Annotated in this window: 19 protein-coding genes; 9 read left to right on the plus strand and 10 right to left on the minus strand. The window is 75.6% G+C overall.

Annotated features, from left to right (window positions below):
• Nucleotides 1-103 precede the first annotated feature (103 nt).
• Nucleotides 104-1,435: an acyltransferase gene (locus tag ACFTZA_RS09015; protein ID WP_378193017.1), complete on the plus strand. Its 1,332-nt coding sequence runs from the start codon at nucleotides 104-106 to the stop codon at nucleotides 1,433-1,435.
• On the opposite strand, the gene ACFTZA_RS09020 is transcribed toward ACFTZA_RS09015, so the two are convergent.
• The gene (locus ACFTZA_RS09020; RefSeq protein WP_378193019.1) at nucleotides 1,347-2,165 is read right to left on the minus strand and encodes an RDD family protein; all 819 of its coding nucleotides are present in this window, start codon (nucleotides 2,163-2,165) and stop codon (nucleotides 1,347-1,349) included. The two genes, ACFTZA_RS09015 and ACFTZA_RS09020, sit on opposite strands and share 89 nt — an antisense overlap.
• Before the next feature lie 112 nt (nucleotides 2,166-2,277).
• Here ACFTZA_RS09020 and ACFTZA_RS09025 point away from each other — a divergent pair, with 112 nt between their 5' ends.
• Nucleotides 2,278-3,267, plus strand: a complete 990-nt coding sequence (locus tag ACFTZA_RS09025) for a stage II sporulation protein M (protein ID WP_378193021.1) — start codon at nucleotides 2,278-2,280, stop codon at nucleotides 3,265-3,267.
• Nucleotides 3,268-3,271: 4 nt separating this feature from the next.
• Here the strand turns inward: ACFTZA_RS09025 and ACFTZA_RS09030 are convergent, their stop codons facing one another.
• The 7 genes from ACFTZA_RS09030 to ACFTZA_RS09060 form a co-directional block, all read right to left on the minus strand.
• Entirely contained in the window at nucleotides 3,272-4,606 is a 1,335-nt protein-coding gene (locus ACFTZA_RS09030; RefSeq protein ID WP_378193023.1) for a winged helix DNA-binding domain-containing protein, read from the minus strand.
• Nucleotides 4,607-4,609: 3 nt separating this feature from the next.
• Complete coding sequence (locus ACFTZA_RS09035) at nucleotides 4,610-4,732, minus strand: hypothetical protein (RefSeq protein ID WP_378193026.1); 123 nt, start codon at nucleotides 4,730-4,732, stop codon at nucleotides 4,610-4,612.
• An 86-nt stretch (nucleotides 4,733-4,818) separates the two neighbouring features.
• Nucleotides 4,819-6,111: a DUF58 domain-containing protein gene (locus ACFTZA_RS09040; protein WP_378193029.1), complete on the minus strand. Its 1,293-nt coding sequence runs from the start codon at nucleotides 6,109-6,111 to the stop codon at nucleotides 4,819-4,821.
• A 10-nt stretch (nucleotides 6,112-6,121) separates the two neighbouring features.
• Nucleotides 6,122-7,063 carry an AAA family ATPase gene (locus tag ACFTZA_RS09045; RefSeq protein ID WP_378193279.1) on the minus strand — a complete coding sequence of 314 codons (942 nt, stop codon included), beginning with the start codon at nucleotides 7,061-7,063 and terminating at the stop codon, nucleotides 6,122-6,124.
• A gap of 155 nt (nucleotides 7,064-7,218) precedes the next feature.
• The gene (locus tag ACFTZA_RS09050) at nucleotides 7,219-8,481 is read right to left on the minus strand and encodes a DUF4350 domain-containing protein (RefSeq protein ID WP_378193032.1); all 1,263 of its coding nucleotides are present in this window, start codon (nucleotides 8,479-8,481) and stop codon (nucleotides 7,219-7,221) included.
• Nucleotides 8,478-9,149, minus strand: a complete 672-nt coding sequence (locus tag ACFTZA_RS09055; protein WP_378193035.1) for a DUF4129 domain-containing protein — start codon at nucleotides 9,147-9,149, stop codon at nucleotides 8,478-8,480. The genes ACFTZA_RS09050 and ACFTZA_RS09055 overlap by 4 nt, the downstream gene beginning before the upstream one ends.
• Nucleotides 9,146-10,501 (minus strand): hypothetical protein, encoded by a 1,356-nt coding sequence (locus tag ACFTZA_RS09060; protein ID WP_378193038.1) that lies wholly within the window; start codon nucleotides 10,499-10,501, stop codon nucleotides 9,146-9,148. The genes ACFTZA_RS09055 and ACFTZA_RS09060 overlap by 4 nt, the downstream gene beginning before the upstream one ends.
• 124 nt (nucleotides 10,502-10,625) lie before the next feature.
• On the opposite strand from ACFTZA_RS09060, the gene mtrA reads away from it, so the two are divergent.
• From mtrA to secA, 7 genes are all read left to right on the plus strand, one after another.
• Nucleotides 10,626-11,309, plus strand: coding sequence for an MtrAB system response regulator MtrA (gene mtrA, locus ACFTZA_RS09065; protein ID WP_378193041.1), 684 nt, complete (start codon nucleotides 10,626-10,628; stop codon nucleotides 11,307-11,309).
• On the plus strand, nucleotides 11,306-13,162 hold the full coding sequence (gene mtrB / locus ACFTZA_RS09070; RefSeq protein ID WP_378193044.1) for an MtrAB system histidine kinase MtrB: 1,857 nt from the start codon (nucleotides 11,306-11,308) through the stop codon (nucleotides 13,160-13,162). The genes mtrA and mtrB overlap by 4 nt, the downstream gene beginning before the upstream one ends.
• The gene (locus tag ACFTZA_RS09075) at nucleotides 13,159-14,871 is read left to right on the plus strand and encodes an LpqB family beta-propeller domain-containing protein (protein ID WP_378193047.1); all 1,713 of its coding nucleotides are present in this window, start codon (nucleotides 13,159-13,161) and stop codon (nucleotides 14,869-14,871) included. The genes mtrB and ACFTZA_RS09075 overlap by 4 nt, the downstream gene beginning before the upstream one ends.
• Before the next feature lie 107 nt (nucleotides 14,872-14,978).
• Nucleotides 14,979-15,779, plus strand: a complete 801-nt coding sequence (locus ACFTZA_RS09080; RefSeq protein ID WP_378193050.1) for a ComF family protein — start codon at nucleotides 14,979-14,981, stop codon at nucleotides 15,777-15,779.
• A gap of 283 nt (nucleotides 15,780-16,062) precedes the next feature.
• Nucleotides 16,063-16,731 carry a ribosome hibernation-promoting factor, HPF/YfiA family gene (gene hpf, locus ACFTZA_RS09085; protein ID WP_378193051.1) on the plus strand — a complete coding sequence of 223 codons (669 nt, stop codon included), beginning with the start codon at nucleotides 16,063-16,065 and terminating at the stop codon, nucleotides 16,729-16,731.
• A 101-nt stretch (nucleotides 16,732-16,832) separates the two neighbouring features.
• Entirely contained in the window at nucleotides 16,833-18,098 is a 1,266-nt protein-coding gene (locus tag ACFTZA_RS09090) for a winged helix-turn-helix domain-containing protein (RefSeq protein WP_378193054.1), read from the plus strand.
• A 193-nt stretch (nucleotides 18,099-18,291) separates the two neighbouring features.
• Complete coding sequence (secA, locus tag ACFTZA_RS09095; RefSeq protein ID WP_378193057.1) at nucleotides 18,292-21,369, plus strand: preprotein translocase subunit SecA; 3,078 nt, start codon at nucleotides 18,292-18,294, stop codon at nucleotides 21,367-21,369.
• 112 nt (nucleotides 21,370-21,481) lie between these two features.
• Here secA and ACFTZA_RS09100 read toward each other — a convergent pair whose 3' ends face one another.
• Nucleotides 21,482-22,015: an Rv3235 family protein gene (locus ACFTZA_RS09100; RefSeq protein WP_378193060.1), complete on the minus strand. Its 534-nt coding sequence runs from the start codon at nucleotides 22,013-22,015 to the stop codon at nucleotides 21,482-21,484.
• Between the two features lie 32 nt (nucleotides 22,016-22,047).
• Nucleotides 22,048-23,109, minus strand: a complete 1,062-nt coding sequence (locus ACFTZA_RS09105; protein WP_378193063.1) for a LysM peptidoglycan-binding domain-containing protein — start codon at nucleotides 23,107-23,109, stop codon at nucleotides 22,048-22,050.
• Nucleotides 23,110-23,293: the final 184 nt, after the last annotated feature.

The raw sequence follows: 23,293 nt of genomic DNA on the forward strand, positions 1-23,293 counted from the left end.
CCACGCCCCGCTCGGGGGACGCTCCCGTACCGGGGCGAAAGGGATGTTTCGAGACTGGTGGAGCCGGGTCGCCTCCCGGCGCCCGCCGACCGAGGAGCGTCCCGTGACCGCCCTGCTCGCCCCATCGCGCCCGACGGCGCCCGTCCCGCCGCGTCCCACGGTGCCGCGTCCCACGGTGCCCGGCCCGCGTGCCCGGCCGCCGCGGGACGTGTTCGTCGACGCCGTGCGCGCCGTCGCGACGCTGTGCGTCGTCGCGGCCCACTGGCTCATGGCCGACGCGTCGTGGGACGGTCGCGACCTCGAGATCGGCAACGCGCTCGCGCACGGGTACGGCTGGACCGCGACGTGGGTGCTGCAGGTGCTCGCGCTGCTGTTCCTCACCGCCGGCGCCTCGGCCGCGTACGGTCTCCAGCGCGAGGCCGGCACCGCGCCGGTGCCCGGGCCGAGCGGGTGGCGGCTCGTCGCGCGGCGCCTGCCCCGTCTCCTGCGGCCGGTGGCCGTGCTCGTCGCGGTCTGGGCGGGGATCGTCGGCGCGCTGCTCGCGTCGCCCCTGCCCGACGACGTCGCGTGGACCCTCGCACGGCTCGCCCCGCAGCCGCTGTGGTTCCTCGCCGTCTACGTCGCCCTCGTCGCGCTCACGCCCCTGCTGCGGCGGACGCTGCACGCGTGCGGCTGGTGGGGCGTCGCCGCGCTCGCGGCGCTACCGCTGGCCGTCGAGGCGCTGCGCTTCGGCGCGGGGCTCGAGACGCTCGCGCTCGTCGACGTCGTGCTCGTCTGGGCGGTGCCGTACGCGGTCGGCGTGCTGTACGCCGACGCGCGATCCGGGCTGCGGGTCGTGCGACGCGGGCGCGTCGTGCCCGTCGCGGTGCTGCCGTCGGGCGCCGTGCTCGTCGCGTCGGGCCTCGGCGCGCTCGCGCTCGCGGCGCTCCTCGTCGCCGTCGGGCCGTACCCCGTCTCCCTCATCGGCATGCCCGGCGACGCGATCTCCAACCTCGGCCCGCCCACGGCACCGGTCCTGCTGCACGCGGTCGCGCTCGTCGCCCTCGCGCTCGCCGCGCGCGAGCACCTCGTCCGGTGGGCGCAGGGCGCCGGCCGGCGCGTCGTGACGGCGCTCGCCGCGCGGTCGATGACGGTCTACCTGTGGCACGTCACCGCGATGATCGCGGTCGTGGCGTTCGTGCTCGTCGGCCTCGGGTCGCGCCTGCCCGAGCCGGGCAGCGCCGACTGGTGGGCGAGCCGGCCGCTGTGGTTCGGGGCGTTCGCCCTGGTGCTCGTCGGCGTCGTCCGCCTCGTCGGGCGGTTCGAGGGGCCTCCCGCGCACCGCGACCGTCCTGGGGACGGAGCGCTCAGCGCGACGGGTCGGGCACCGAGTACGGCAGCCGGTGCAGCAGCGCGGCCTGCTCGTCGGCGAGCGCCCGGGCGCGCTGCGCGGTGACGCGGTCGCGGTCGCGGCGCTCGGTGAGCACCGCCATGAGGAAGGCCTCGGGGTGGGTGCCGGGCGGCGGCCCCGGCGCGACGTACCGCTCCACCTGCGCCGCGAGCTCCCGGCCCAGGCGCGCGCGCGAGGCCGGGTTGAGCCGGTCGACGCGCGCGAGGAGCTGCCGCGCGGCGAGCGCGAGACCGTCCGGCAGGCGGCGCATGTCGGCGTGCGCGGCCCAGCCGGCGAGATGCGGGGGCATGGCGAGCGGGGCGAACGTCGGCCGGCCGCCCCGCACGCGGATCGCGTACGTCCCCGCCGCCATGTCCCCGAGCCGCTTGCCGCGGTCGTTCGTCAGGGACGCGATGAGCGCGACCGACCCGAGCGTGAGCCACAGCTCGCCCACGCCGACGAGCGCCCGCAGGAAGGCGTGCCGGAAGCGCACCGGGCCGCCGTCGTCGCGCACCACCCGGATGCCGAGCGCGAGCTTGCCGAGCGAGCGACCGCGCGAGAGCGTCTCCACGGTCGTCGGCACGACCACCGTGACGAGCACGAGCACGGCGACGACGATCGCCGGCGCGAGGTCCGGGTCCACGAACGACAGGGACTGCGACGTGACGACGAGCAGCGCGACGAGGCACGCGACGACCGTGGCGACGTCGATCGCGGCACCGAGCGCACGGGACAGGAACGACGCGGGGCGCGCGTCGAGCACCACGCCCTCACCGATCAGGATGCCGTCGCGCACGTCGCTCCTCGTCTCCTCGCTCCACCGGGGCGGTCCCCGGCAGCTCCCGGCACGGTCGTCCGGCGTCGCCGGCGGCGACCCGGTGCCCCGTCCGTGTGGCAGGGTATCGGTCGTGGACCTCGACGCCTTCACCGACGTGCACCGCGCGCAGTGGAACCGCCTGGAGACCCTGACGAGGCGGCGCACGCTCGACGGCGCCGAGGCGGACGAGCTGGTGCGCCTCTACCAGGCCGTCGCGACGCATCTGTCGACGGTCCGGTCGGTCGCCCCCGACCCCGTGGTCATCACGCGGCTGTCCGACCTGCTCGGCCGGGCGCGCACGCGCATCGCCGGCGCGCACGAGCCGGCGTGGCGCGACGTCGTGCGCTTCCTGGGCGTGACGCTGCCCGCGGCGCTGTACCGCATCCGCTGGTGGTCGATCGGCGTGACGACGGCCTTCCTCGTCGTCGCGGTCGTGGCCGGAGTGTGGGTCGCGACCACGCCCGAGGGGCTCGCCTCCATGGGGCCGCCCAGCGTGCGCGAGAACTACGTCGAGAACGCGTTCGCGTCGTACTACGACCCGGGGCTCGACTTCGCCACCGTCGTGTGGACCAACAACGCGTGGATCGCCGCGCAGTGCGTCGGTCTGGGCATCACCGGCGTGTTCCCCGCGTACGTGCTGTTCAGCAACGCCGTCGCGGTCGGGTCGACGGGCGGCATGATGGCCGCGTACGGCGAGCTCGACCTGTTCCTCACGCTCATCGCGCCGCACGGCCTGCTCGAGCTCATGGCGATCTTCGTCGCGGGGGCCGCGGGCCTGCGCATCTTCTGGGCGTGGGTCGACCCGGGCCCGCTGCCGCGCGGTCGCTCCCTCGCCCAGGAGGGACGTGCCCTGGTCACCGTCGCGATCGGGCTCGCGATCGCGCTCGGCATCTCCGGCGTCATCGAGGGCTTCGTGACGGGGTCCACGATGCCCTGGTGGCTGAAGATCCTCATCGGCGTGGCCGCGCTCGCGGGCTTCTGGGTCTACACGATCGTCCTCGGCCGCCGTGCCGTGCGGGCGGGGGAGACCGGCGACCTGGGCGCGGACCACGCGGGAGACGCCGCGCCCGTCGCCGCCTGACCGCTCAGTCGTGCACGACGACGCGACGTCGTGCGTCGGGTGCGGCGACGCGGAGCCAGTCCTCGGCGCGGGCGACGACCTCGTCGCGCACGTCGGGGTCGCCGAGCCGGTCCGCGGGCGGTCGGCCGGTGCCGTCCGCCACGGGCGGTGCCGGGGGAGCGGTGGCCGGCCGGAGCGGGCGGACGTCGACCCGGGCGACGGCGTCGTCGCCCTCGCGCCCGACGCGCCACGTCCACGTCCCGGCCACCCGGCCGTCCACGAGCACCGTGGCCGCGACCTGCCCGTTGACGCTCACGACCTGCTTCACGGCGACCGTGCCGAGCACGCGCGTGCGGTCGTCGTGCGCGAGCACGAGGTTGTCGAAGTCGGCGACGAGGACCACCGGGACCGGCACGTCCCCGGTGGGACGGGGCGCGCCGGGCAGGTCGAGCAGCTCGCGCCCCGCGTCGTCCGTCGCGGTGACCAGCTCGGGGCGGAGCACGTCGACCGCGGCGCGCAGCCGCGTGAGCCCCGACCAGCGCTGCACGTCGGCGACGGTCGCCGGGCCGAACGCGGCGAGGTAGCGGCGCACGAGGCGCACGCGCGCGGCGAGCACGGCCTCGGGGTCGCTCGCCGACGCCACGGCCTCGATCTCGTCCCCGGACCGGTGGTGGGGCTCGCCGAGCCACGCGTGCGCCGTCGTCCAGGTGGTCGTGGTGCCCGGCCCGGAGGCGCCCCACAGGCCCCGCGGCGGCACCTGGACGAGCGGCAGCAGGCAGCGCGCACCGTACGCGAGGTGCTTCGGGTCGACGGCGGGCCAGCGCGCGGCGAGCCGGCGCCCGAGCTCGACCGACGTGAGCGGCTCCGTGAGCAGGTCGCGCGCCGTCTCGGCCAGGTCGTCGAGGTCCACGTCGGCGAGGGCGGCGCCGTGCTCGTTGCGCGCCCGCAGGTGCGCCGCGAGGGTCGGGCGCGCGAGCGCGGACAGCTCGAACGCGTCGTCCGCCGTGACGAGGTGGACGGTGCCGCGCAGCGTCGCGACGCGCACCAGGGAGCGGTCGAGCAGGCGGTCGCCGAGGTGGCCCGTCGCGAAGCCCGGCAGCCGCGACCACAGCCCGGCATAGGGCGAGGTGGGCACCTGGGACTGGAGGCCGACGAGGTGGCGCACCTCGGCGACGACACGCTCACCACCGTCCGCACCGCCCGCACCGTCCGCACCGCCCGGCGGAAGGGCGTCCGGGCCGCCCTCGCGCGGGTCGCCGGGCGCGAGGAGGTGCTGGCGCGCGAGCAGGGCGCGCCCGAGCTCGGCGGCGGTCAGCCGGGGCCCGGAGGCGTCCTGGCCCGTGCGGCCCGCGGGGACCACGGGTCAGGACAGGACGAGCGCGAGCGCGGGGACGACGAACGTCGCGAGCAGCGCCGCGACGACGACGATCGCGACGCGGCGGTTGCGGCGCGCACGCTCGCGGGGATCGGTCGGCTGCCAGGCCACGCGGGTCCTCCCGGGACGGTCGGGACGCACGGGGCGCGCGCGTCGGCGAGCCACCGACACTACCTGCTCCCGCCGACGCGGTCGGCTCAGAGCCGGCCGGCCGCCTTGAGCGCGAGATAGGTGTCCGCGAGGCGGGGCGCCAGCTCGTCGGGCAGCGCGTCGACCACCTCGACGCCCCGCTGCCGCAGGACGGTCGTGACGGCGGCGCGCTCGATCTCCCCGCGCGACGCGGCCGCGGCGTCGTACACCTCGCTCGTCCCGCTGCGGTCCGCGCGCAGCGCCGCGACCTCGGGGTCGGCGGCGGCCGCGAGCACCACCTGGTGCGTCGCGGTGAGCTGCGCGACGACGGGCAGGAGTCCGCTCTCCACGGCCGCCGCGTCGAGCGTCGACAGCAGGACGACCAGAGCGCGCTGGGAGAGGCGTTCCTGCACCGCGCCGACGAGCCCGGGCCAGTCGGTCTCCAGCAGCGCCGGCTCGAGAGGGGCCATCGCGTCCGCCATCGCGGGCATGAGCCGCGGCCCGGCGGCGCCCGCGACCCGCGCGCGGACCGTCCGGTCGTACGCGATGAGCTCGACGCGGTCCCCGGCCCGCCCGGCAAGGGCGGCGAGGAGCAGCGCGGCGTCGATGCTCGCGTCGAGCCGCGGCTCGTCGCCCAGGCGCGCGGCCGACGTCCGGGCCGTGTCGACGACGATGAGCACGCGCCGGTCGCGCTCCGGCCGCCAGGTCCGCACGACCATGTCGTGGCGCCGCGCCGAGGCGCGCCAGTCGATGGACCGCACGTCGTCGCCGATGACGTACTCGCGCAGGGAGTCGAACTCCGTGCCCTCGCCGCGCACCTGCACCGCGGCCCGTCCGTCCATCTCCCGCAGGCGTGCGAGCCGGCTGGGCAGGTGGCGGCGCGACGCGAACTCGGGGAGCACGCGCAGCCGCCCGGGGACGGGCAACGACGCCTGGCGCGCGGCGAGGCGCATCGGCCCGTACGCGCGGACGGTCACGCGGTCGGCGACGCGCTCCCCGCGCCGGGTGGGGACGAGCACGGTCACCACCCGGGCCGCCTCGCCGGGCGGCAGGTCGACGGCGTGCCGGTTGACCTGCGTGCCCGCCGACGGCGGCCACGCGTCACGCACGAGCGCCCGCAGGCGGCGCGGCGCGAGGTTGGTCAGCGTGAGCGTCGAGGTCGTGCGGTCGGTCAGCCGGACCGACCCGGGGACGCGCCGCTCGATCGCGACGCGCCGCGGGGAGGCGGCGAGCGCGACGTCGACCGTGCAGGCCGCGACGACCAGCACCGTCCACACGAGCACCGTCCCGGGCACGGGGAACAGCAGCACCGGCACGATCCCGAGCGCCACGAGCACGACGGCGCGCCAGGTCAGGGCCACGTCGAGCGCCTCAGCGGGGGACGGGCACGGACGCGAGGACCGTGTCCAGGACGCTCTCGGCCGTCACGCCCTCGAGCTCGGCCTCGGGCCGCAGCTGCACGCGGTGGCGCAGCGTCGGGTGCGCGAGGGCCTTGACGTCGTCGGGCGTGACGTACGAGCGACCCGACAGCCACGCCCAGGCGCGTGCGGTCGCGAGGAGCGCGGTCGCGCCGCGGGGCGAGACGCCGAGCGACAGCGAGGGCGACTGGCGCGTGGCGCGGCACACGTCGACCGCGTAGCCGAGCACCTCGCGCGCCACCTGCACGCGCGCGACCTCGGCGCGCGCCCGGTCGAGCACGTCACGACCCGCGACGGGTCGCACGCCCGCGCTCGCGAGGTCGCGCGGGTTGAAGCCCGCCGCGTGGCGCGCGAGCACCTCGACCTCCTGCTCGCGCTCCGGCAGGGGCAGCACGAGCTTGAGGAGGAAGCGGTCGAGCTGCGCCTCGGGCAGCGGGTACGTGCCCTCGTACTCGACGGGGTTCTGCGTCGCGATGACGAGGAACGGGTCGGGCAGCGGCCGCGGCGTGCCGTCGACCGAGACCTGGCGCTCCTCCATGGCCTCGAGCAGCGACGCCTGCGTCTTGGGGGGCGTGCGGTTGATCTCGTCGGCGAGCAGCAGGTTGGTGAAGACGGGGCCCTCGCGGAACGAGAACTCGGCGGTGCGCGCGTCGTAGACGAGCGAACCGGTGACGTCGCCCGGCATGAGGTCCGGCGTGAACTGCACGCGCTTGGTGTCGAGGTCCAGGGACGCGGCGAGCGTGCGCACGAGCAGCGTCTTGGCGACGCCGGGCACGCCCTCGAGCAGCACGTGCCCCTTGCACAGCAGCGCGATGAGCAGGCTCGTCACGGCGCCGTCCTGGCCGACGACGGCCTTGCCGACCTCGGTGCGCACGGCGGCGAGCGCCTGGCGCAGGTCGAGCGACGGCGCGGGCGGTGCGTCGTGGGGTACGGAGGCGTCCTGCGGGCCGGGTGCCGGCTGCCCGGTCCCGGTCTGGTCCTGCGGCGGCGGCGGGGGAGCGTAGCGGTCGGGCTGGGGGGCGGTGCTTCCGGGGGCCCCGGGGTGGTGCGTCACGAGTGGTAGACCTCGCTCTCGATCTGGTCAAGGTGTCGCGCGAGCTCGAGCAGCGCCGCGTCGTCGGAGGGTGGTGGTCCGTACAGCAGGTGCGCGACGTGGTCGGTCGGGCGGTCGGTGGCGCGGGCCACGGCGTCGACGAGCGACGCCGCGTCGGCCGAGCGCGGCAGGCCGAGCCGTGCCGCGAGGCGGTCGGCCGTGCTCGCCCGCAGCCCGGCGGCGGCGTGCCCGCGCGAGCCGGCGCGGCGGTACAGGCGTCCGCGTCCCCGGGTGGTCTCGGACGCGCGGACGACGACCGGCAGGTCCTCGGTGACGAGCGGTCCGAGCCGGCGCCCCCGCCAGAGGGCGACGGCGAGCACGACGACGAGGAGCTGGAGCCCCACGACGCCCGTCCACGGGGGCAGCGCGAGCGCCGGGTCCTCCTCGCCCTCGCCCGACACGGACACGTCGAACGGGTCCTGCACGAGCCACACGAGGCGCTCGTCGGCGCCGAGGCTCCACAGCGCGAGGGCGGCGTTGCCGTCCTCGGTCACGGAGTCGTTGCGCAGCACGGCCTCCGTGTCGAGCGCGCGCACCGTCCGGCCGTCGGTCTCGTGCACGAGGTACGCGCCCACCTGCGGGCTGCCGGGCGAGGGGAAGCACAGCGTCGCGTCGGCCGTTCCCGCGAGGCGGAACCCCACGCCGTCCGAGCGCAGCGCCCCGGCGGTCTGCGCCGCGGGGTCGTCGCACCGCGCGGACCGTGTCGTGGTGCCGTCCGACCAGTCGTAGGCGAGCTCGGCCGCTCCGCCCGTCGCCGTGGACAGCATGAGCTCCGTGGGGGACACGAGCACGAGGTCGGCCGGTGTCGCGACGAGCGCGTCGACCTGCTCGTCGAGCAGGTAGATGCTCTCCGTCACGAGGAGCGTGGAGCCGCCGTCCGCCGCGGCGACGGCGTCGGCCACGGTGCGCACGTACGTGACGTCCACGCCGCGGGCGCCGAGGACCTCGGCCACGGCACGCGCCCCGCCTGGGCCGGGGTTGTCGGGGGCGAGGGGGGTGCTCGACGTCGCGGGGCGCGCGATCGCGGACAGTCCCGCGAGCGCCAGCAGCGCCGCGAGCACGGCCACGGGCCACCGGGCCCGCCGCCACCTGGTGCGCGCGCGGCTCGCGCCCGTGGTCCCGTCGCCGACGACGGGGACGTACGCGGTCGTCGGGGTGCGGGAGCCGCTGCCGGCGGTGGGGCCCGCCGTCGTGGGGGGAGCGGGTGTCGTCGTGCTCACGGGGCGTCACCGCCGCGCGCCGCGCCCGCGCCCGCGAGCTCGCCGCGCACCGCGGGCCGGGCCGTGCCGGCGCGCGCGTCGAGCCCGCGCAGGAGCTGGTCGGCGTCGGCGCCGACCCGGGCCTTGCCGTAGCAGACGTCGTCGAAGAGGTGGGCGCCGCGCACCAGGTCGTCCGCGACGTCGGGCACGCGCTCGCCGGCCGCCTGCGCCGCCTCCCACGCCGTGCGGCCCGGGCGCGGCTCGAGCAGCGCCCGCTCCTCGAGCGAGCGGACGACGGCGCGGAACCGCTCGAGGACCGCGGTCGCCCAGTCACCGGCCGCTGCGGCGGCGTCCGCCGCGTCCCGGAGCTCGGCCGCGCTGCGCGTGTCGTCGTCGAGCACGACGGCCGACGCGGCAGTGCGCCGCGAGAGCCGGACGGGGCCGGCGACGCGGAACGCGATCGCGGCCACGACGAGCACGACGAGCACGACCACGAGCGCCGCCCACCGGCCGCTCACGTCGAGCGACGGCGCGCCGTCGAACAGCTCGGCGAGCCAGTCGAGGAAGCGCGAGAGCAGCGAGGGGTCGGTGCTGTACTCCGGCTTGGTGAGCTCCTCCACGACCCACCGCCGGGCCTCGTCGGCGTCGGGCCGGACCGGCACGTCGGTCGCGAGCGCGGGGAGGGTCATGCCGGGGGCTGCTCGCTCGCTGCCGCGGCGAGCTCGACGTCGAGTCCTTCGCGCCGCATCCGCACGTCGACGTAGAGCAGGGCGACGACGCTGCCCAGGAAGAGCGTCGACGCGATCGTCGAGATCGCGACGCCGAGCGTGGAGACGAGGTTGCCGACGAACTCCTGCCCGGCCCCGAGCGCGATGCCCCCGACGAGGCTGAACGGCGTGACGATGATCTGCGTGACGACGTAGATCGCGACGTACGCGAGCAGGTAGATGCCGAAGAGCCGCCAGAACGACCCGCGCGTGAGCCGCCAGACGCGGCGGACCGTGGCCCAGAACGGCTGGCGCTCGAGCGCCAGAGCGGGCGGAACGAGGCCCGTGCGCACGCCGACCCACACGAGCAGGACGACGTACACGGGGATCGCGACGAGCACCGTCACCCCGCCGAGCGCGGGGTCGACCGAGAACGCGAGGACGGCGAGGAGCACCAGCAGGGCGGCCAGCAGGCCGGACGCGAGGCTCAGGAGCAGCGAGAACCCGACCAGGAACCACGCACGGCGCCCGACCTGGGACCACACCTCGCCCACCGTGACGCGGCGCCCGACGACGGACTGCCCGATGGACACGGTGAGGAGACCGCTGACGATCGGCGTCGCGAGCGCCGTCGTGATCCCCGTCCCCGCGAGCGTCGAGTACATCGTGGCGAACTGCGACTCCATCCCGCCGAAACCCGCCTCGGACGGCAGGGCGAGGAAGGCGTCGGCGACGTAGCCGGAGAACGCGTACCCGAGCAGGGCGCCGACGATCGTCGCCACCACGACGACGAGCGTGCTCATCCCGAGCATGACGCGAGGGTTGTGGCGGATCGCGCCGAAGGAGCCGTCGAAGATCTCGCCCAGGGTGAGCGGACGCAGGGGGACGATCCCCGGCTTCGACGCGGGGGGCACGTACGGAGCGTTGCCGAAGCCGGCAGGTGGTCCGTACCCGGGCTGGCCCTGACCCTGCTGCCCGTACTGCGGCTGCCCGTACTGCGGCTGCCCGTACTGGCCGGCGCCGTACTGGCCCTGCCCGTAACCCGGCTGGCCGGGCGCGGGCCGGCCCTGCTGTCCCTGGCCGTACGGAGCGGGCGGGGTCGGCGTGCCCTGCGGCGCGTACTGCCCGTACCGCGGCTGCGGCGGTCCCGGCGGCTGCACCGCCGGTGGTGCCGGGACGTCGGCCGCGGGACCGTAGCCCGGCCGCGCGTACGTCGGCGTGCCCCACCCGCCGGGCTGCTGGGGGCTCTGCTCGCCGGTCGTCCCCGCGCCGCGGGGGTCCGGGCTGTCCGGGGCGGCGCCGTCCGGCGTCCCGGAGGCGTCAGGTGTGCTCATGGGTGAGGTGGTCCTCGTTCGTGGGCTCGTCGGCTCGGTGCCAGGCCACCCTAGTACGCGCGGACGACGCGCGGCGGGCGCCGGGCCAGCGGGTTCGCACGTCGGACGATGGCAGTATGGGCGCATGAAGGTTCGCGTGCTCGTGGTCGACGACGACACCGCCCTGGCCGAGATGATCGGCATCGTGCTGCGCTCGGAGGGGTTCGAGCCCGTCTTCTGCGCGGACGGCGACCTGGCCCTCGAGACCTTCCGCAGCACGCAGCCGGACCTCGTCCTGCTCGACCTCATGCTGCCCGGCAAGGACGGGACGGAGGTGTGCCGCCTCATCCGCGCGGAGTCGGGCGTGCCCGTCATCATGCTCACCGCGAAGAGCGACACCGTCGACGTCGTGCTCGGTCTCGAGTCCGGCGCCGACGACTACATCTCCAAGCCCTTCAAGCCGAAGGAGCTCGTCGCCCGCATCCGCGCGCGGCTGCGCCGCTCGGACGAGCCCGCGCCCGAGCACCTGGCGATCGGCGACGTCGAGATCGACGTCACGGGCCACCGGGTGACGCGCGGCGGCGAGCAGATCGCCCTCACGCCGCTCGAGTTCGACCTCCTCGTCGCGCTCGCGCGCAAGCCGTGGCAGGTGTTCACGCGCGAGGTGCTGCTCGAGAAGGTCTGGGGGTACCGTCACGCCGCGGACACCCGTCTCGTCAACGTCCACGTCCAGCGCCTGCGCTCGAAGATCGAGCACGACCCGGAGAGCCCCGAGATCGTGCTCACCGTGCGCGGCGTCGGCTACAAGGCGGGCGCGGCACGGACGTGACCGCGCGCACCGGCAGCTCGCCCGGCGGTCCGGCGCGGACGGCCGGGCGCTGGTCGACGGCGTGGGGCCGGCTGCGTCGTCGCACGCGCGCCCTGGTGCGCCGCGCCGTGTGGCGCTGGCGCTCGTCGATGCAGCTGCGCGTCGTGACGTCGACGCTCGTCGTCGGGATCGTGGCGCTCGCGGCGCTCGGCGCGTACCTGTCGGACACCGTGCGCGACGGCCTGTTCGAGCGCCGGGTCGCGGAGATCGACCTGGAGAGCGCGCAGTCGACCGAGCGCGCGCGCGAGACGCTCGACGCCTCGCCGGCGACGACGGTGTCCGAGATCCAGTCGCTGCTGTACGACCTGCACAGCATGCTGCGGTCGAGCGGCTCGGCGTCGCGCGACGTGTTCCTGTGGCGGCCCGAGGACGAGCCGTCCATCGGGCTGCTCGACGTCTCGTCCAACAACCAGCTCGAGCAGCTCGTCTCGCCCGAGCTGCGCGAGGCGACGGTCGAGGCCGAGGGCAAGCAGGTGCTCCAGCCGGTCGCGGTCCCGCGCACGCCGTCGGACCCGGACTCGCCCGTGGTCCCGGGCATCGTCGTCGGCACCACCGTCGAGGTCCCCGTCGCCGGCACGTACGAGCTCTACTACCTGTACGAGCTCGAGTCGGACCAGGAGACGCTCACGTTCCTGCAGTCCGTCCTGCTCGTCGGCGCGCTCGTCCTGCTCGCGCTCCTGGGGGCCATGACCACGCTCGTCACCCGGCAGGCGGTCATGCCGGTCCGACAGGCGGCGAGCGTGGCCGAGCGGCTCGCCGACGGCCGGCTGGACGAGCGGCTGCCCGTCAAGGGACACGACGAGATGGCCTCGCTCGCCCGCACGCTCAACGAGATGGCGCAGAGCCTGCAGGAGCAGATCGGGCGCATGGAGGAGCTGTCGATGCTCCAGCGGCGGTTCGTCTCGGACGTCTCGCACGAGCTGCGCACCCCTCTCACGACGATCCGCATGGCGTCCGAGGTGCTGCACTCGGCGCGCGAGGACTTCGACCCGGTCTCGCGCCGCTCGACCGAGCTCCTCCAGGCCCAGCTCGACCGGTTCGAGGACCTCCTCGCCGACCTGCTGGAGATCAGCCGCTTCGACGCCGGGGCGGCGGTGCTCGACGCGGAGCGCCGCGACGTGCGCGACGTCGTCGTGGCGGCGGTCGAGCACGCCGCCCCGCTCGCCGAGCGCAAGGGCGTGTGGCTGTCCGTGCACCTCGGGCCCGAGCCGCTCACGGCCGACGTCGACCCGCGGCGCGTCGAGCGCATCGTGCGCAACCTCGTCGCCAACGCGATCGAGCACGCGGAGGACAAGCCGGTCGAGGTGACGCTCGCCGGGGACGGGCACGCGGTCGCGGTGGTCGTGCGCGACCACGGCGTCGGCATGACGGTCGACGAGGTGCAGCACGTGTTCGACCGCTTCTGGCGCGCCGACCCCGCGCGCGCCCGCACCTCCGGCGGCACCGGGCTGGGCCTGGCCATCTCGCTCGAGGACGCCCACCTGCACGGCGGCTGGCTCGAGGCGTGGGGCCGTCCCGCGCGCGGCGCGAGCTTCCGCCTCACGCTGCCGCGCCGTGCCGGGATCCGGCTGCAGTCCTCACCGCTGCCGCTCGTCAGCGACCCGACGCCCGACCGCGGGCTGGGGGAGGCGTGGAGCGCGAGCGCTCCCGTCGTCGAGGACGTGGACGGGACGATCGGTCCCGCCGACCTGCCGTCCGTCACCGGCGGCATCCCCGTCGTGGTGGTGCCGACGGAGAACCTGCCCGCCGGCGGCGCCGGACGCCGCGGGGCCGGACAGGGCGGCACGCGGCTCGGAGCGAGGGAGGCACGATGACCCGGAGCCTGCGCGGCCGTCTCGCGGCGCTCGCGGCGGCGGTCGTCGTCGCGCCGCTCGCCGCGTGCGCGTCCATCCCCACCTCGGGGCCCGTCATGGAGGGCGAGGCCGTCGTGTCGCAGCCCGGACCGGTCTTCGTCCGCGCGGACGCGCCGCGCGAGGGCGCGCCGCCCGACCAGATCGTGCGCGGCTTCCTCGCGGCGCAGGCGCAGGGCGCCTCCAGCTCGTTCGACGTCGCCACGCAGTTCCTCACGACGGCGACCGCGTCGACCTGGCAGCCTCTCGCGCAGGTCGCCGTGCTCGCGGCCGAGCCGGACCTCGTCGTCGACGACACGACGATCGACCAGGGCGCCGTCACCGTGCGCGCCACGGCCGACGTCGTGGGCGTCGTCGACGAGCGCGGCGTCTACACGGAACAGGTCCCCGGTGCGCGGACGGAGCTCGTGTACGGGCTCGTGCGCGACGACGACGGCCAGTGGCGCATCGAGTCGACGGACGACGGTCTCGCCATCTCGGCGACCAACTTCGACCTGACCTACCGCGCGACGAACCTGTACTTCCCGACGGTCGACCGCCGCTACCTCGTCCCCGACCAGCGCTGGTTCCCCAAGCGCAACTGGCAGACCCTCGCGGTCCGCGAGACCCTCGCGGGCCCGGCTCCGTGGCTGAGCGGCGCCGTCACCACGGTCGCGCCAGAGGGCACCGCCCTGAGCATCGACTCGGTCACGGTCGAGAGCGGGTCGAGCCGGCCCGTCGAGGTGCGGCTCACCGAGCCGGCCGCAGAGACGTCGCCCGAGGACCGCGGGATGCTCCTGGCGCAGCTCGAGGCGTCCCTGGGGGACCCGTCGCCGCGCCCGGTGGAGATCTCCGTCGGCGGCACGGTGCTCGCCCCGGGCGACCCGGTGACCGCGCGCGCCGCGGCGACGCCGAACGAGCCCGTCGTGCTGGCCGACGACCAGGTGCTGACCCTCGTCGGCCGCGAGACGCAGCCGGTCGAGCAGGTCGCGCCGCTCACCGGTCTGCAGCCGACGGCGCTCGCGTTCACGGGAGCGTCGGCGGACGCGACGTTCGTCGTGCGCGACGGTTCCGGCCGGCTCGTGACGGCCCCCACCGCCGAGGAGCCGTCCACGACGCTCCTGACGGGCGAGAACCTGCTCGCACCGAGCGTGGACCGGTTCGGCCTCGTGTGGAGCGGTCCGCAGGTGCAGGACGGGTCTCTGCAGGTCACCGACCTCGACGGCACGGTGACGGAGGTGGCGGCGCCGTGGCTCGACGGCCGGACCGTCATGTCGCTGCGCGTCGCGCCCGACGGCGCGCGGATCGCGGTGGTGAGCGCGACGGCGTCCGGCGTGCAGGTGCACGTCTCCGGGATCGTGCGCGGCGAGGGCAACCGCCCCACCGAGCTCTCCGCGCCGCTGCGCGTCGGCCAGCCGCTCGTCGCCGCGACGCAGGTGACGTGGGTCGACGGCACGCTGCTCGGCGTCCTCGGTCGGTCGGCGGGCGACACCGCGCCGATCGTCCACCTCGTGCCCGTCGGCGGACCCACGCGCAAGGCGTCGCTGCTGGAGGGCGCCGTGTCGCTCGCCGCGGGGACGGGCATCGGCTCCATGCTCGTCGGGACCAGCGACGGCAGCCTGTACTCGGCGAGCTCGTCCTCCCTGTGGACCCGTGTCGCGACCGAGGTGCGGCTGCCCACGTACCCGGGCTGAGCGCTCCCGCCTCCACGGGGCGTGCACAGGTCGTACCCGGAGGCCGTGCGTCCACAGGGCGGACCGCGGCCCCGGCGTGCCGTCGGGCGGCCGGGCAGCCTGGGCCGGTGACCGCACGAGCCCCCGGCCCCGCCCCGCGCCCGCAGGCGCCGCCGCCTCCGGCCGTCGCGGTGCGCGCGGTCCTGCGGCGCGCCCTGCGCGACGTCGCGCACCTCGTCCTGCCCGTGGCGTGCCCCGGCTGCAGCGCGCCCGACGTCCGCTGGTGCCCGCGCTGCCTCGGTGTGCTGGACGCGCCGCCCCGGCGGTGCGAGAGCGGCGCGCCGCGCCTCGACCGGCTCGACGACGTGGCCCCGCTGCCCGTGTGGTCCCTCGCCGACTACACGGGCGGTCTGCGGGACGTCGTCGTGGCCTGGAAGGACCGCGGTCGCGCGGACCTCGACGCGCCGCTGGCCGCGGCCGCGCGCACGGCGGGCGCGTCCCTGCGGGCCCGGCTCGTCGGTCCCGGCGGTGCGCCGGGTCTCCTCGTCGCAGGGGCGCCCACGTCACGCGCCGCGCGCCGTGCGCGAGGACGCGATCCCGTGACCGTGCTCGCCGGGGCCTTCGCCGCCGGGCTCGGCGGCGGAGCGCGCACCGCGCCCGTGCTCGTGCAGCGCGGGCGCGCCCGCGACCAGGTCGGCCTCGGCGCGCGGGCCCGCGGTGCCCGGCTCGGTGCGGTCGCCGTCGCGCCGGGACCTCGCACCCGGCGGGCGCTCGCCGGCGGAGCGGGCGTCGTCCTCGTCGACGACGTGCTCACGACCGGCGCGACCCTGGCCGCGTGCGAGACGGCTCTCGCCGGCGCCGGGGTGCCCGTCCTCGGCGCGTTCGTCCTCGCGGCGACCCCGTCGCCCACGTCCGCGGCAGGGCCGTGACGCGGCGGTCCGAGGGCGGGCGGACGGAGGTCCGAGGTCCTCAGGTTCACCTGCCGTTGAGACTGCCTGGACCGGAGGGGCGGGGTTAGTCTGAGGGCCAGTCGCCGCGGACGTCCGGGCCTCCAGGACACCTGTGCCCGTCGCCGCGCGAGCGAACCGAGGCCGCGACGCGGTGGCGCGTCGCAGGGAGGTGGTAGGCCCCGCTGGCACCCTGACGGGTGCCGCTCTGACCCGGAACGGCGCTCGGGCACCGGGCGCCATCGAGACCCTCGTGGAGGCTCACATGGAGATCGTCGTCGTCGGCAGGCACACCGAGGTGGCCGAGCGCTTCCGCCGGCACGCGGAGGACAAGCTCGCCAAGGTCCAGCAGCTCGCACCCACCGTGCAGCGGGTGGACGTCGAGGTCACCCACGAGAACAACCCACGGCTCTCCGAGGTCCGCGAACGTGTCGAGCTCACCGTGCGCGCCAAGGGCCCCGTGGTCCGTGCCGAGGCCGCCGCCGACGACCGGTTCGGTGCGCTCGACCTCGCGATGGACAAGCTCGCGCACCGCCTGCGCCGCGCGCGCGACCGTCGCAAGGACCACCGCAACCACACCGTCGTGCCTCCCGTCGACGTCCGTCCCTTCGACCCCCTGGCCCACGCCGCGCCGGAGCCCGCCGAGCAGGCCCCGCCGACCGCCCCGACCACGCCCGGGGAGGCGGTCGAGACCCCGCTCGGGGACGGCGACTCGCCCGTGGTCATCCGGAAGAAGCTCCACACCGCCGAGCCCATGACGGTGGACGACGCGCTCTACGAGATGGAGATGGTCGGGCACGACTTCTTCCTCTTCGTCGACGTCGAGACCGCCCGCCCGTCGGTCGCCTACCGGCGGCGCGGCTGGACCTACGGTGTCGTGGCGCTCGACACCTCGTGCGCCGGCGCCGAGGCGGTGGTCGAGAAGTCCGCGTAGCGCGCGGCAGGCGTCCCGGCGAGGGCGGGCACGGTCGTCACCGCCCGCCCTCGCCCACGCCGCACGTCAGCCGTGTGGGCGGCTCGAGACAGGATCCGGGTATGGCAGCCGTCGAGTCGATGTCCCGCCCGCAGGCCCGCCGCGTCGCGCTCGCCGCCCAGGGTCTGCACCGGCCCCGACCGTTCGGCGGGGCAGGCGGCGCCGGGCGGTCCGGTGCGCCGACCATGCGGCACGTGCAGGGCGTGATCGACCGGCTCGGTCTCCTGCAGATCGACTCGGTGAACGTGCTCGCCAGGGCCCACCTCATGCCGTTGTACGCACGGCTGGGCCCCTACGACACCGCGCTGCTCGACCGCGCCGCCGGCCGGGCACCGCGGCGGCTCGTCGAGACGTGGGCGCACGTCGCGTCCTACGTGCCGCCGAGCACCTGGCCCCTGCTCGAGTGGCGGCGACGCCGCTACCGGACGGAGGCGTGGGGCACCATCAGCGCGGTCGAGATGACGCACTCCGAGGCGGTCGAGGACGTGCGGCGCCTCGTCACGGAGCGGGGACCGATCACCGCCAGCGAGGTGCACGCCCTCCTCGAGGCACAGGGGCGGGCCCACCCGCGCGACCGGTCGGAGTGGGGGTGGAACTGGACCGTCGCCAAGCGTGCGCTCGAGTTCCTGTTCTTCACGGGCGAGATCACCTCCGCCCGCCGCAACGCCGCGTTCGAGCGCTGCTACGACCTCACCGAGCGGGTCCTGCCGTCCTCGGTGCTCGCCGCGCCGCCCGTCACCGACGCCGACGCCGTGCGCGCCCTGCTCGAGATCGGGGCGCGCGCCCACGGCGTCGGGACCCTGCGGTGCTTCAAGGACTACTTCCGCCTCGCCGGGCCGGCGGTCACCACGGCGCTGGCGGAGCTCGTCGAGGCGGGGACGCTGCGACCCGTGACGGTGCGCGGCTGGGAGGAGACCACCTACCTGCACGCCGACGCGGCCCTGCCGCGGCGCGCGACGGCGGCGACGCTGCTCAACCCGTTCGACCCGCTCGTCTTCGAGCGCACGCGCCTCGAACGGCTCTTCGACGTGCGCTACCGCATCGAGATCTACGTCCCGGCGTCCAAGCGCGTCCACGGGTACTACGTGCTGCCGTTCCTCGAGGGGGAGGACCTCACGGCGCGCGTCGACCTCAAGGCGGACCGGCGCGCGGGGGTGCTGCGCGTGCTCTCGGCGCACCGGGAGCAGGCCGCCGGGCCGCAGACGGCGGCACGCCTCGCCGCGGAGCTCCGCGTGCTGGGCGGCTGGCTCGGCGTGCCGGACGTCGACGTCGCGCCGGCGGGGGACCTCGCGCCGGCGCTGTCCGCGGAGGTCGCGGCCGCGGCCTGAGCGCGGCCCCGCCCGGGTCCGCCGCCGGGTTCGTCGTCGGCGAAACGGGCACGGGTCCGTGAGCGCCCCGACTCGCCTACGATGTTGTACGACGTCGCCGTCGTCCGCCGCCGCGCGCCAGCCGCGCGGAGGAGGGCGGTGGCCCTTCTCCCGGGCCGTCCGGCCCGGGACGCGATCGATACGGGAGTCCTGCGTGCCTGCGATCCTCGATAAGGTCCTGCGCTTCGGCGAGGGCCGGATCCTCAAGAAGCTGTCCGGCCTGGCCGACCAGATCAACAAGCTGGAGCCGAGCTTCGAGGACCTCACCGACGAGGAGCTCCGCGAGGAGACCGACCGCTTCAAGGCGCGGCTCGAGGGCGGCGCCACGCTCGACGAGCTGCTGCCCGAGGCGTTCGCCGCCGTGCGCGAGGCGGCGCGGCGCACGCTCGGTCAGCGGCACTTCGACGTCCAGCTCATGGGCGGCGCGGCGCTGCACCTCGGGAACATCGCCGAGATGAAGACCGGTGAGGGCAAGACGCTCGTCGCGACGACGGCCGCCTACCTCAACGCGCTCGAGGGCAAGGGCGTGCACGTCGTCACGGTCAACGACTACCTGGCGAAGTACCAGAGCGAGCTCATGGGACGCGTGTACCGCTTCCTCGGGCTGACGACGGGCGTGATCCTCTCGGGCCAGACGCCCGCGCAGCGCCGCCAGGAGTACGCCGCGGACATCACGTACGGCACGAACAACGAGTTCGGCTTCGACTACCTGCGCGACAACATGGCGTGGTCCACGGACGACCTCGTCCAGCGCGGCCACCACTTCGCCATCGTCGACGAGGTCGACTCGATCCTCATCGACGAGGCGCGCACGCCGCTCATCATCTCCGGCCCGGCCTCCGGCGACGCGAACCGCTGGTACGGCGAGTTCGCGAAGGTCGTGCGACGCCTGAACGACGGCTCCGACTACGAGGTCGACGAGAAGAAGCGCACCGTCGGCGTGCTCGAGCCCGGCATCGAGAAGATCGAGGACTACCTCGGCATCGACAACCTCTACGAGTCGCTCAACACGCCGCTCATCGGGTTCCTCAACAACGCCATCAAGGCCAAGGAGCTCTTCAAGCGCGACAAGGACTACGTCGTGCTCAACGGCGAGGTCATGATCGTCGACGAGCACACCGGCCGCATCCTTCCCGGTCGCCGCTACAACGAGGGCATGCACCAGGCCATCGAGGCGAAGGAGGGCGTGCAGATCAAGGCGGAGAACCAGACGCTCGCCACGATCACGCTCCAGAACTACTTCCGCCTGTACTCCAAGCTCTCGGGCATGACCGGTACGGCCGACACCGAGGCCGCGGAGTTCCAGGGCACGTACACGCTCGGCGTGGTGCCGATCCCGACGAACCGCCCGATGCAGCGCATCGACCAGCCGGACCTCGTCTACAAGAACGAGGACGGCAAGTTCGACGCCGTCGTCGCCGACATCGTCGAGCGCCACGCCAAGGGCCAGCCCGTCCTCGTCGGCACGACGAGCGTCGAGAAGTCGGAGCTGCTCTCCTCCAAGCTCAAGAAGCAGGGCGTCCCGCACGAGGTGCTCAACGCGAAGCAGCACGCGCGCGAGGCGGCGATCGTCGCGCAGGCGGGCCGCAAGGGTGCCGTCACGGTCGCGACGAACATGGCCGGTCGCGGTACCGACATCATGCTCGGCGGCAACGCGGAGTTCATGGCCGTCGCGGACCTGGCGGCGCGCGGGCTCGACGCCGCGGAGAACGCGGAGGAGTACGAGGCCGCGTGGCCGGACGCGCTGGAGAAGGCGAAGTCCGCCGTCGCCGCAGAGCACGACGAGGTCAAGGAGCTCGGCGGGCTGTACGTGCTCGGGACCGAGCGCCACGAGTCGCGGCGCATCGACAACCAGCTGCGCGGGCGCTCCGGTCGTCAGGGCGACCCGGGGGAGTCCCGGTTCTACCTGTCGATGCAGGACGACCTCATGCGCCTGTTCAACTCGGGCCTCGCCGAGTCGATGATGAACCGCGCGGGCTTCCCGGACGACGTGCCGCTCGAGTCGAAGATGGTCACGCGCGGCATCGCCAGCGCGCAGGGCCAGGTCGAGTCGCGCAACTTCGAGATCCGCAAGAACGTGCTCAAGTACGACGACGTGCTCTCGCGCCAGCGCACCGTCATCTACGACGAGCGCCGTCGCGTGCTCGAGGGCGAGGACCTGCACGAGCAGGTGCAGCACTTCCTCGGCGACGTGATCCGCGCGTACGTCGAGGGCGCGACGGCCGAGGGCAACCCGGAGCACTGGGACCTCGACGCGCTCTGGACGGCGCTCAAGGCCGTCTACCCGGTCTCGATCGAGGTCGACGAGGTCGTCGAGCAGGCGGGCGGTGTCACGCGCCTGTCCCACGAGCTCCTGCTCGAGGAGATCCTCTCCGACGCGCGCATCGCATACCAGAACCGTGAGGAGCAGCTCGGCTCGGCGAACATGCGCCAGCTCGAGCGCCGGGTCACGCTCTCCGTGCTGGACCGCAAGTGGCGCGAGCACCTCTACGAGATGGACTACCTCAAGGAGGGCATCGGCCTGCGGGCGATGGCCCAGCGCGACCCGCTCGTCGAGTACCAGCGCGAGGGCTACCAGCTCTTCCAGGCGATGACCGAGGCGATCAAGGAGGAGACCGTCGGGTTCCTCTTCAACCTCGAGGTCAAGGTCGCCGAGCCCGACGCCGCCCAGGCCGGCTCGCCCGCCGTCGTCGACGCCGCCCAGGCGGCGCGCGCTGCGCAGTCCGCGGCCGGGCAGGCCCTCGGTGGCGCCTCGGGCGCGGTGACGGCGGGTACCACGCCGGCCGTCGCGGACGCCGCGGCGCAGGCGGCCACGGGCAGCGCGCCCGTCGAGGACGCGCCGGTGGACGACGTGGAGGACGCGCCCGCCGAGGAGCCGACGGTCGAGAAGTCGTCGGTGGAGCAGACGCCCGTCGAGGCGGCCGCGGCGGAAGGGGCTCCGGTCGCCGCCGCGCCGGCAGGAGCGGGCGAGCGCGTCGGGACGCTCGTGGCGAAGGGTCTGGACGGCCCGGACCAGCAGGTGCCGCTGTCGTACAGCGCGCCGAGCGAGGACGGGACCGGCCGTGCCGTCGTCTCCGGCGACGCGAGCCGCCGTGCTCGTCGCGCGCTGCACGGCGAGGCGACCGCCGCGGACGCCGACGGGCGGACGTTCCCGGGCACCCCCCGCAACGCGCAGTGCCCGTGCGGCTCGGGCAAGAAGTACAAGGTGTGCCACGGCAAGAACGAGGAGTGACCGCGGGCGGGTCCGGCCCGCCGCGGTGCGAGGGGCGGTCGACGGTGTCGGCCGCCCCTCGGCGTCTCCCGGGGGAGGGTCCCGATGCGACGCCACGGACGAGGCGGGGACGTCACCCGATCTCGAGCGCGACGACCCGCCACGCCCCGCGCCGCGCCTCGAGGCGGGCGGCGGCCGCGCGGACCCGTCCACCGTCGTCCACGACGACCGTCGCCTCGGCCACCTCCGCGCCGAGCCGCATCACCCGCGCGCGACGGATCGTCACCGGGCGGGCCGCCGTCTCCGCGGGTCCAGGTGCCTCGAGGACGAGCCGCGCGCGGCGCGCGAGCGCGTCGTAGATCTGCGGCGTGACCCAGCGGGTGAGCTGCTGGACCGTGCGCTCGCCACGCAGCACCTCGATCGCGGCACGCACCACGGCGCAGCACAGCGACGTCGGGTCGGGGAGCGGCACCGGGGCGGCAGGGCTGAGCGGCCGGGCCCCGGCGAGGTGGCGCGGCACGCGCGGACGAGCGTCCCTGTCGCGCACGTCGACCGCGGTCACGGGGCGTTCGCCGACGCAGCGCAGCAGCCGGCCCGTGGGGGCGGCGGGGACGCTCGTGGAGCGCAGGGCGGTAGGGGCGGGGGCCGTGAGGCTGGTGGTTGCCATCGTGTGTTCCTTCGTGCGTCTCGGTCGGTGGCTCACGCCGACGGTGCGACCAGAACCTGGCCGGGGCGGATGAGGTCGGGGTCGGCGCCGATCACGTCGACGTTCGCGGCGTGCCAGCGCTCCACGGCGGCGGCGACGTCGGCGTCGGAGGCGTCGGCGGGCAGGGCCCGTGCGGCGATCGCCCACAGGGTGTCGCCGCGCAGCACGACGACCTCTCCCGTCGACGTGGGGGCGTCCCGTGTCACCGTGAGGGCGGCGTCCCGCTCGACGGCGGACGACGGGTCCGTGGCGCCACGGGCGACGGCGCCCCGGGCCCCAGCGGCCGCGCCCTCGGTGTCGACGCCGGGTGCGGCCACCACGGCCGGTGCCGCAGGCTGCGCGGTCGGTGCCGTGGCCGGTGCCGCAGGCTGCGCGGCCGGTGCCGTGGTCGGTGCCTCCGTGGTGGAGCCGGGGGCCGGGTCCTCGTCGTGGGACGCCGCGCCGGTCGACGTCTGCCAGGCGGGCGGCACGCCGGTGGGCACGCCGCTGGCGCTGGTGTCGCCGACGGGATCGTCGGTGCCCGGCTCCTCGGTGCCCGGCTCCTCGGTGTCGAGGTCGTCCGTGCCCAGGTCGTCCGTGCCGGGGCTGCCGGCCGTCCCGAGCGCGCCGTCGGCGGCCGGTGCGGTCGTCGGCATGCCCGCGGGCACCGGGGCGGACGGTCGCCACCCGAGGTCGACCACCACCGCGGTGGACGGCGTGTCCGTGGCGTCGGGTTCCGCGGCGTAGGCCGTGCCGCCGCCGAGCACGAGCCCGGTGCCGACGGAGACGCTCACGCCGATGCGCGCCGCGCGCCGCACCAGGGCGGGGGCGTGGTGCGCGACGAGCCGCTCGCCCCGCGACCACGTGCGGCCGACGGACCTGGCGGCGAGGCAGAGGAGGGCGACGAGCGCGCTGAGCCCGACCCAGGCGGCGGCGAGGACGCCGCCCGCGAGGACGACGAGCTCGAGGTAGCTCTCGACGCGCGCCGCACGCAGGGTCGTGGAGACCTCGACGCCGCGAGCCACCAGCGCCCCGGCCGCGCAGACCATCGCGACGGCGAGCAGCACGAGCAGCACGACGCCTCCGGCGCGTCCGGCAGGCGCTCCGCCACCGGAGCGTGTCCGGTCCGTCCGTCGGTGCATCCCCGCGTCTCCTGTCCGGTGCCGGCGGTCGCCGGTTCACCTCGTTGATGTCGTTTGATGCTGTTTGATGCACGTAGGAGCATTCAAGACGTCCGAGGTGTCGTTTGTCCAGACGGTG

The organism is Cellulosimicrobium sp. NPDC057127, from assembly GCF_042670945.1.
Taxonomy (GTDB): Bacteria; Actinomycetota; Actinomycetes; order Actinomycetales; family Cellulomonadaceae; genus Cellulosimicrobium.

Bases quoted from the DNA above. Each gene is read 5' to 3' on its own strand.
- ACFTZA_RS09060 (WP_378193038.1), bottom strand. From the start codon at position 10,501: ATGAGCACACCTGACGCCTCCGGGACGCCGGACGGCGCCGCCCCGGAC.
- hpf (WP_378193051.1), top strand. From the start codon at position 16,063: ATGGAGATCGTCGTCGTCGGCAGGCACACCGAGGTGGCCGAGCGCTTC.
- ACFTZA_RS09090 (WP_378193054.1), top strand. From the start codon at position 16,833: ATGGCAGCCGTCGAGTCGATGTCCCGCCCGCAGGCCCGCCGCGTCGCG.
- ACFTZA_RS09075 (WP_378193047.1), top strand. From the start codon at position 13,159: ATGACCCGGAGCCTGCGCGGCCGTCTCGCGGCGCTCGCGGCGGCGGTC.
- ACFTZA_RS09055 (WP_378193035.1), bottom strand. From the start codon at position 9,149: ATGACCCTCCCCGCGCTCGCGACCGACGTGCCGGTCCGGCCCGACGCC.
- mtrA (WP_378193041.1), top strand. From the start codon at position 10,626: ATGAAGGTTCGCGTGCTCGTGGTCGACGACGACACCGCCCTGGCCGAG.
- ACFTZA_RS09100 (WP_378193060.1), bottom strand. From the start codon at position 22,015: ATGGCAACCACCAGCCTCACGGCCCCCGCCCCTACCGCCCTGCGCTCC.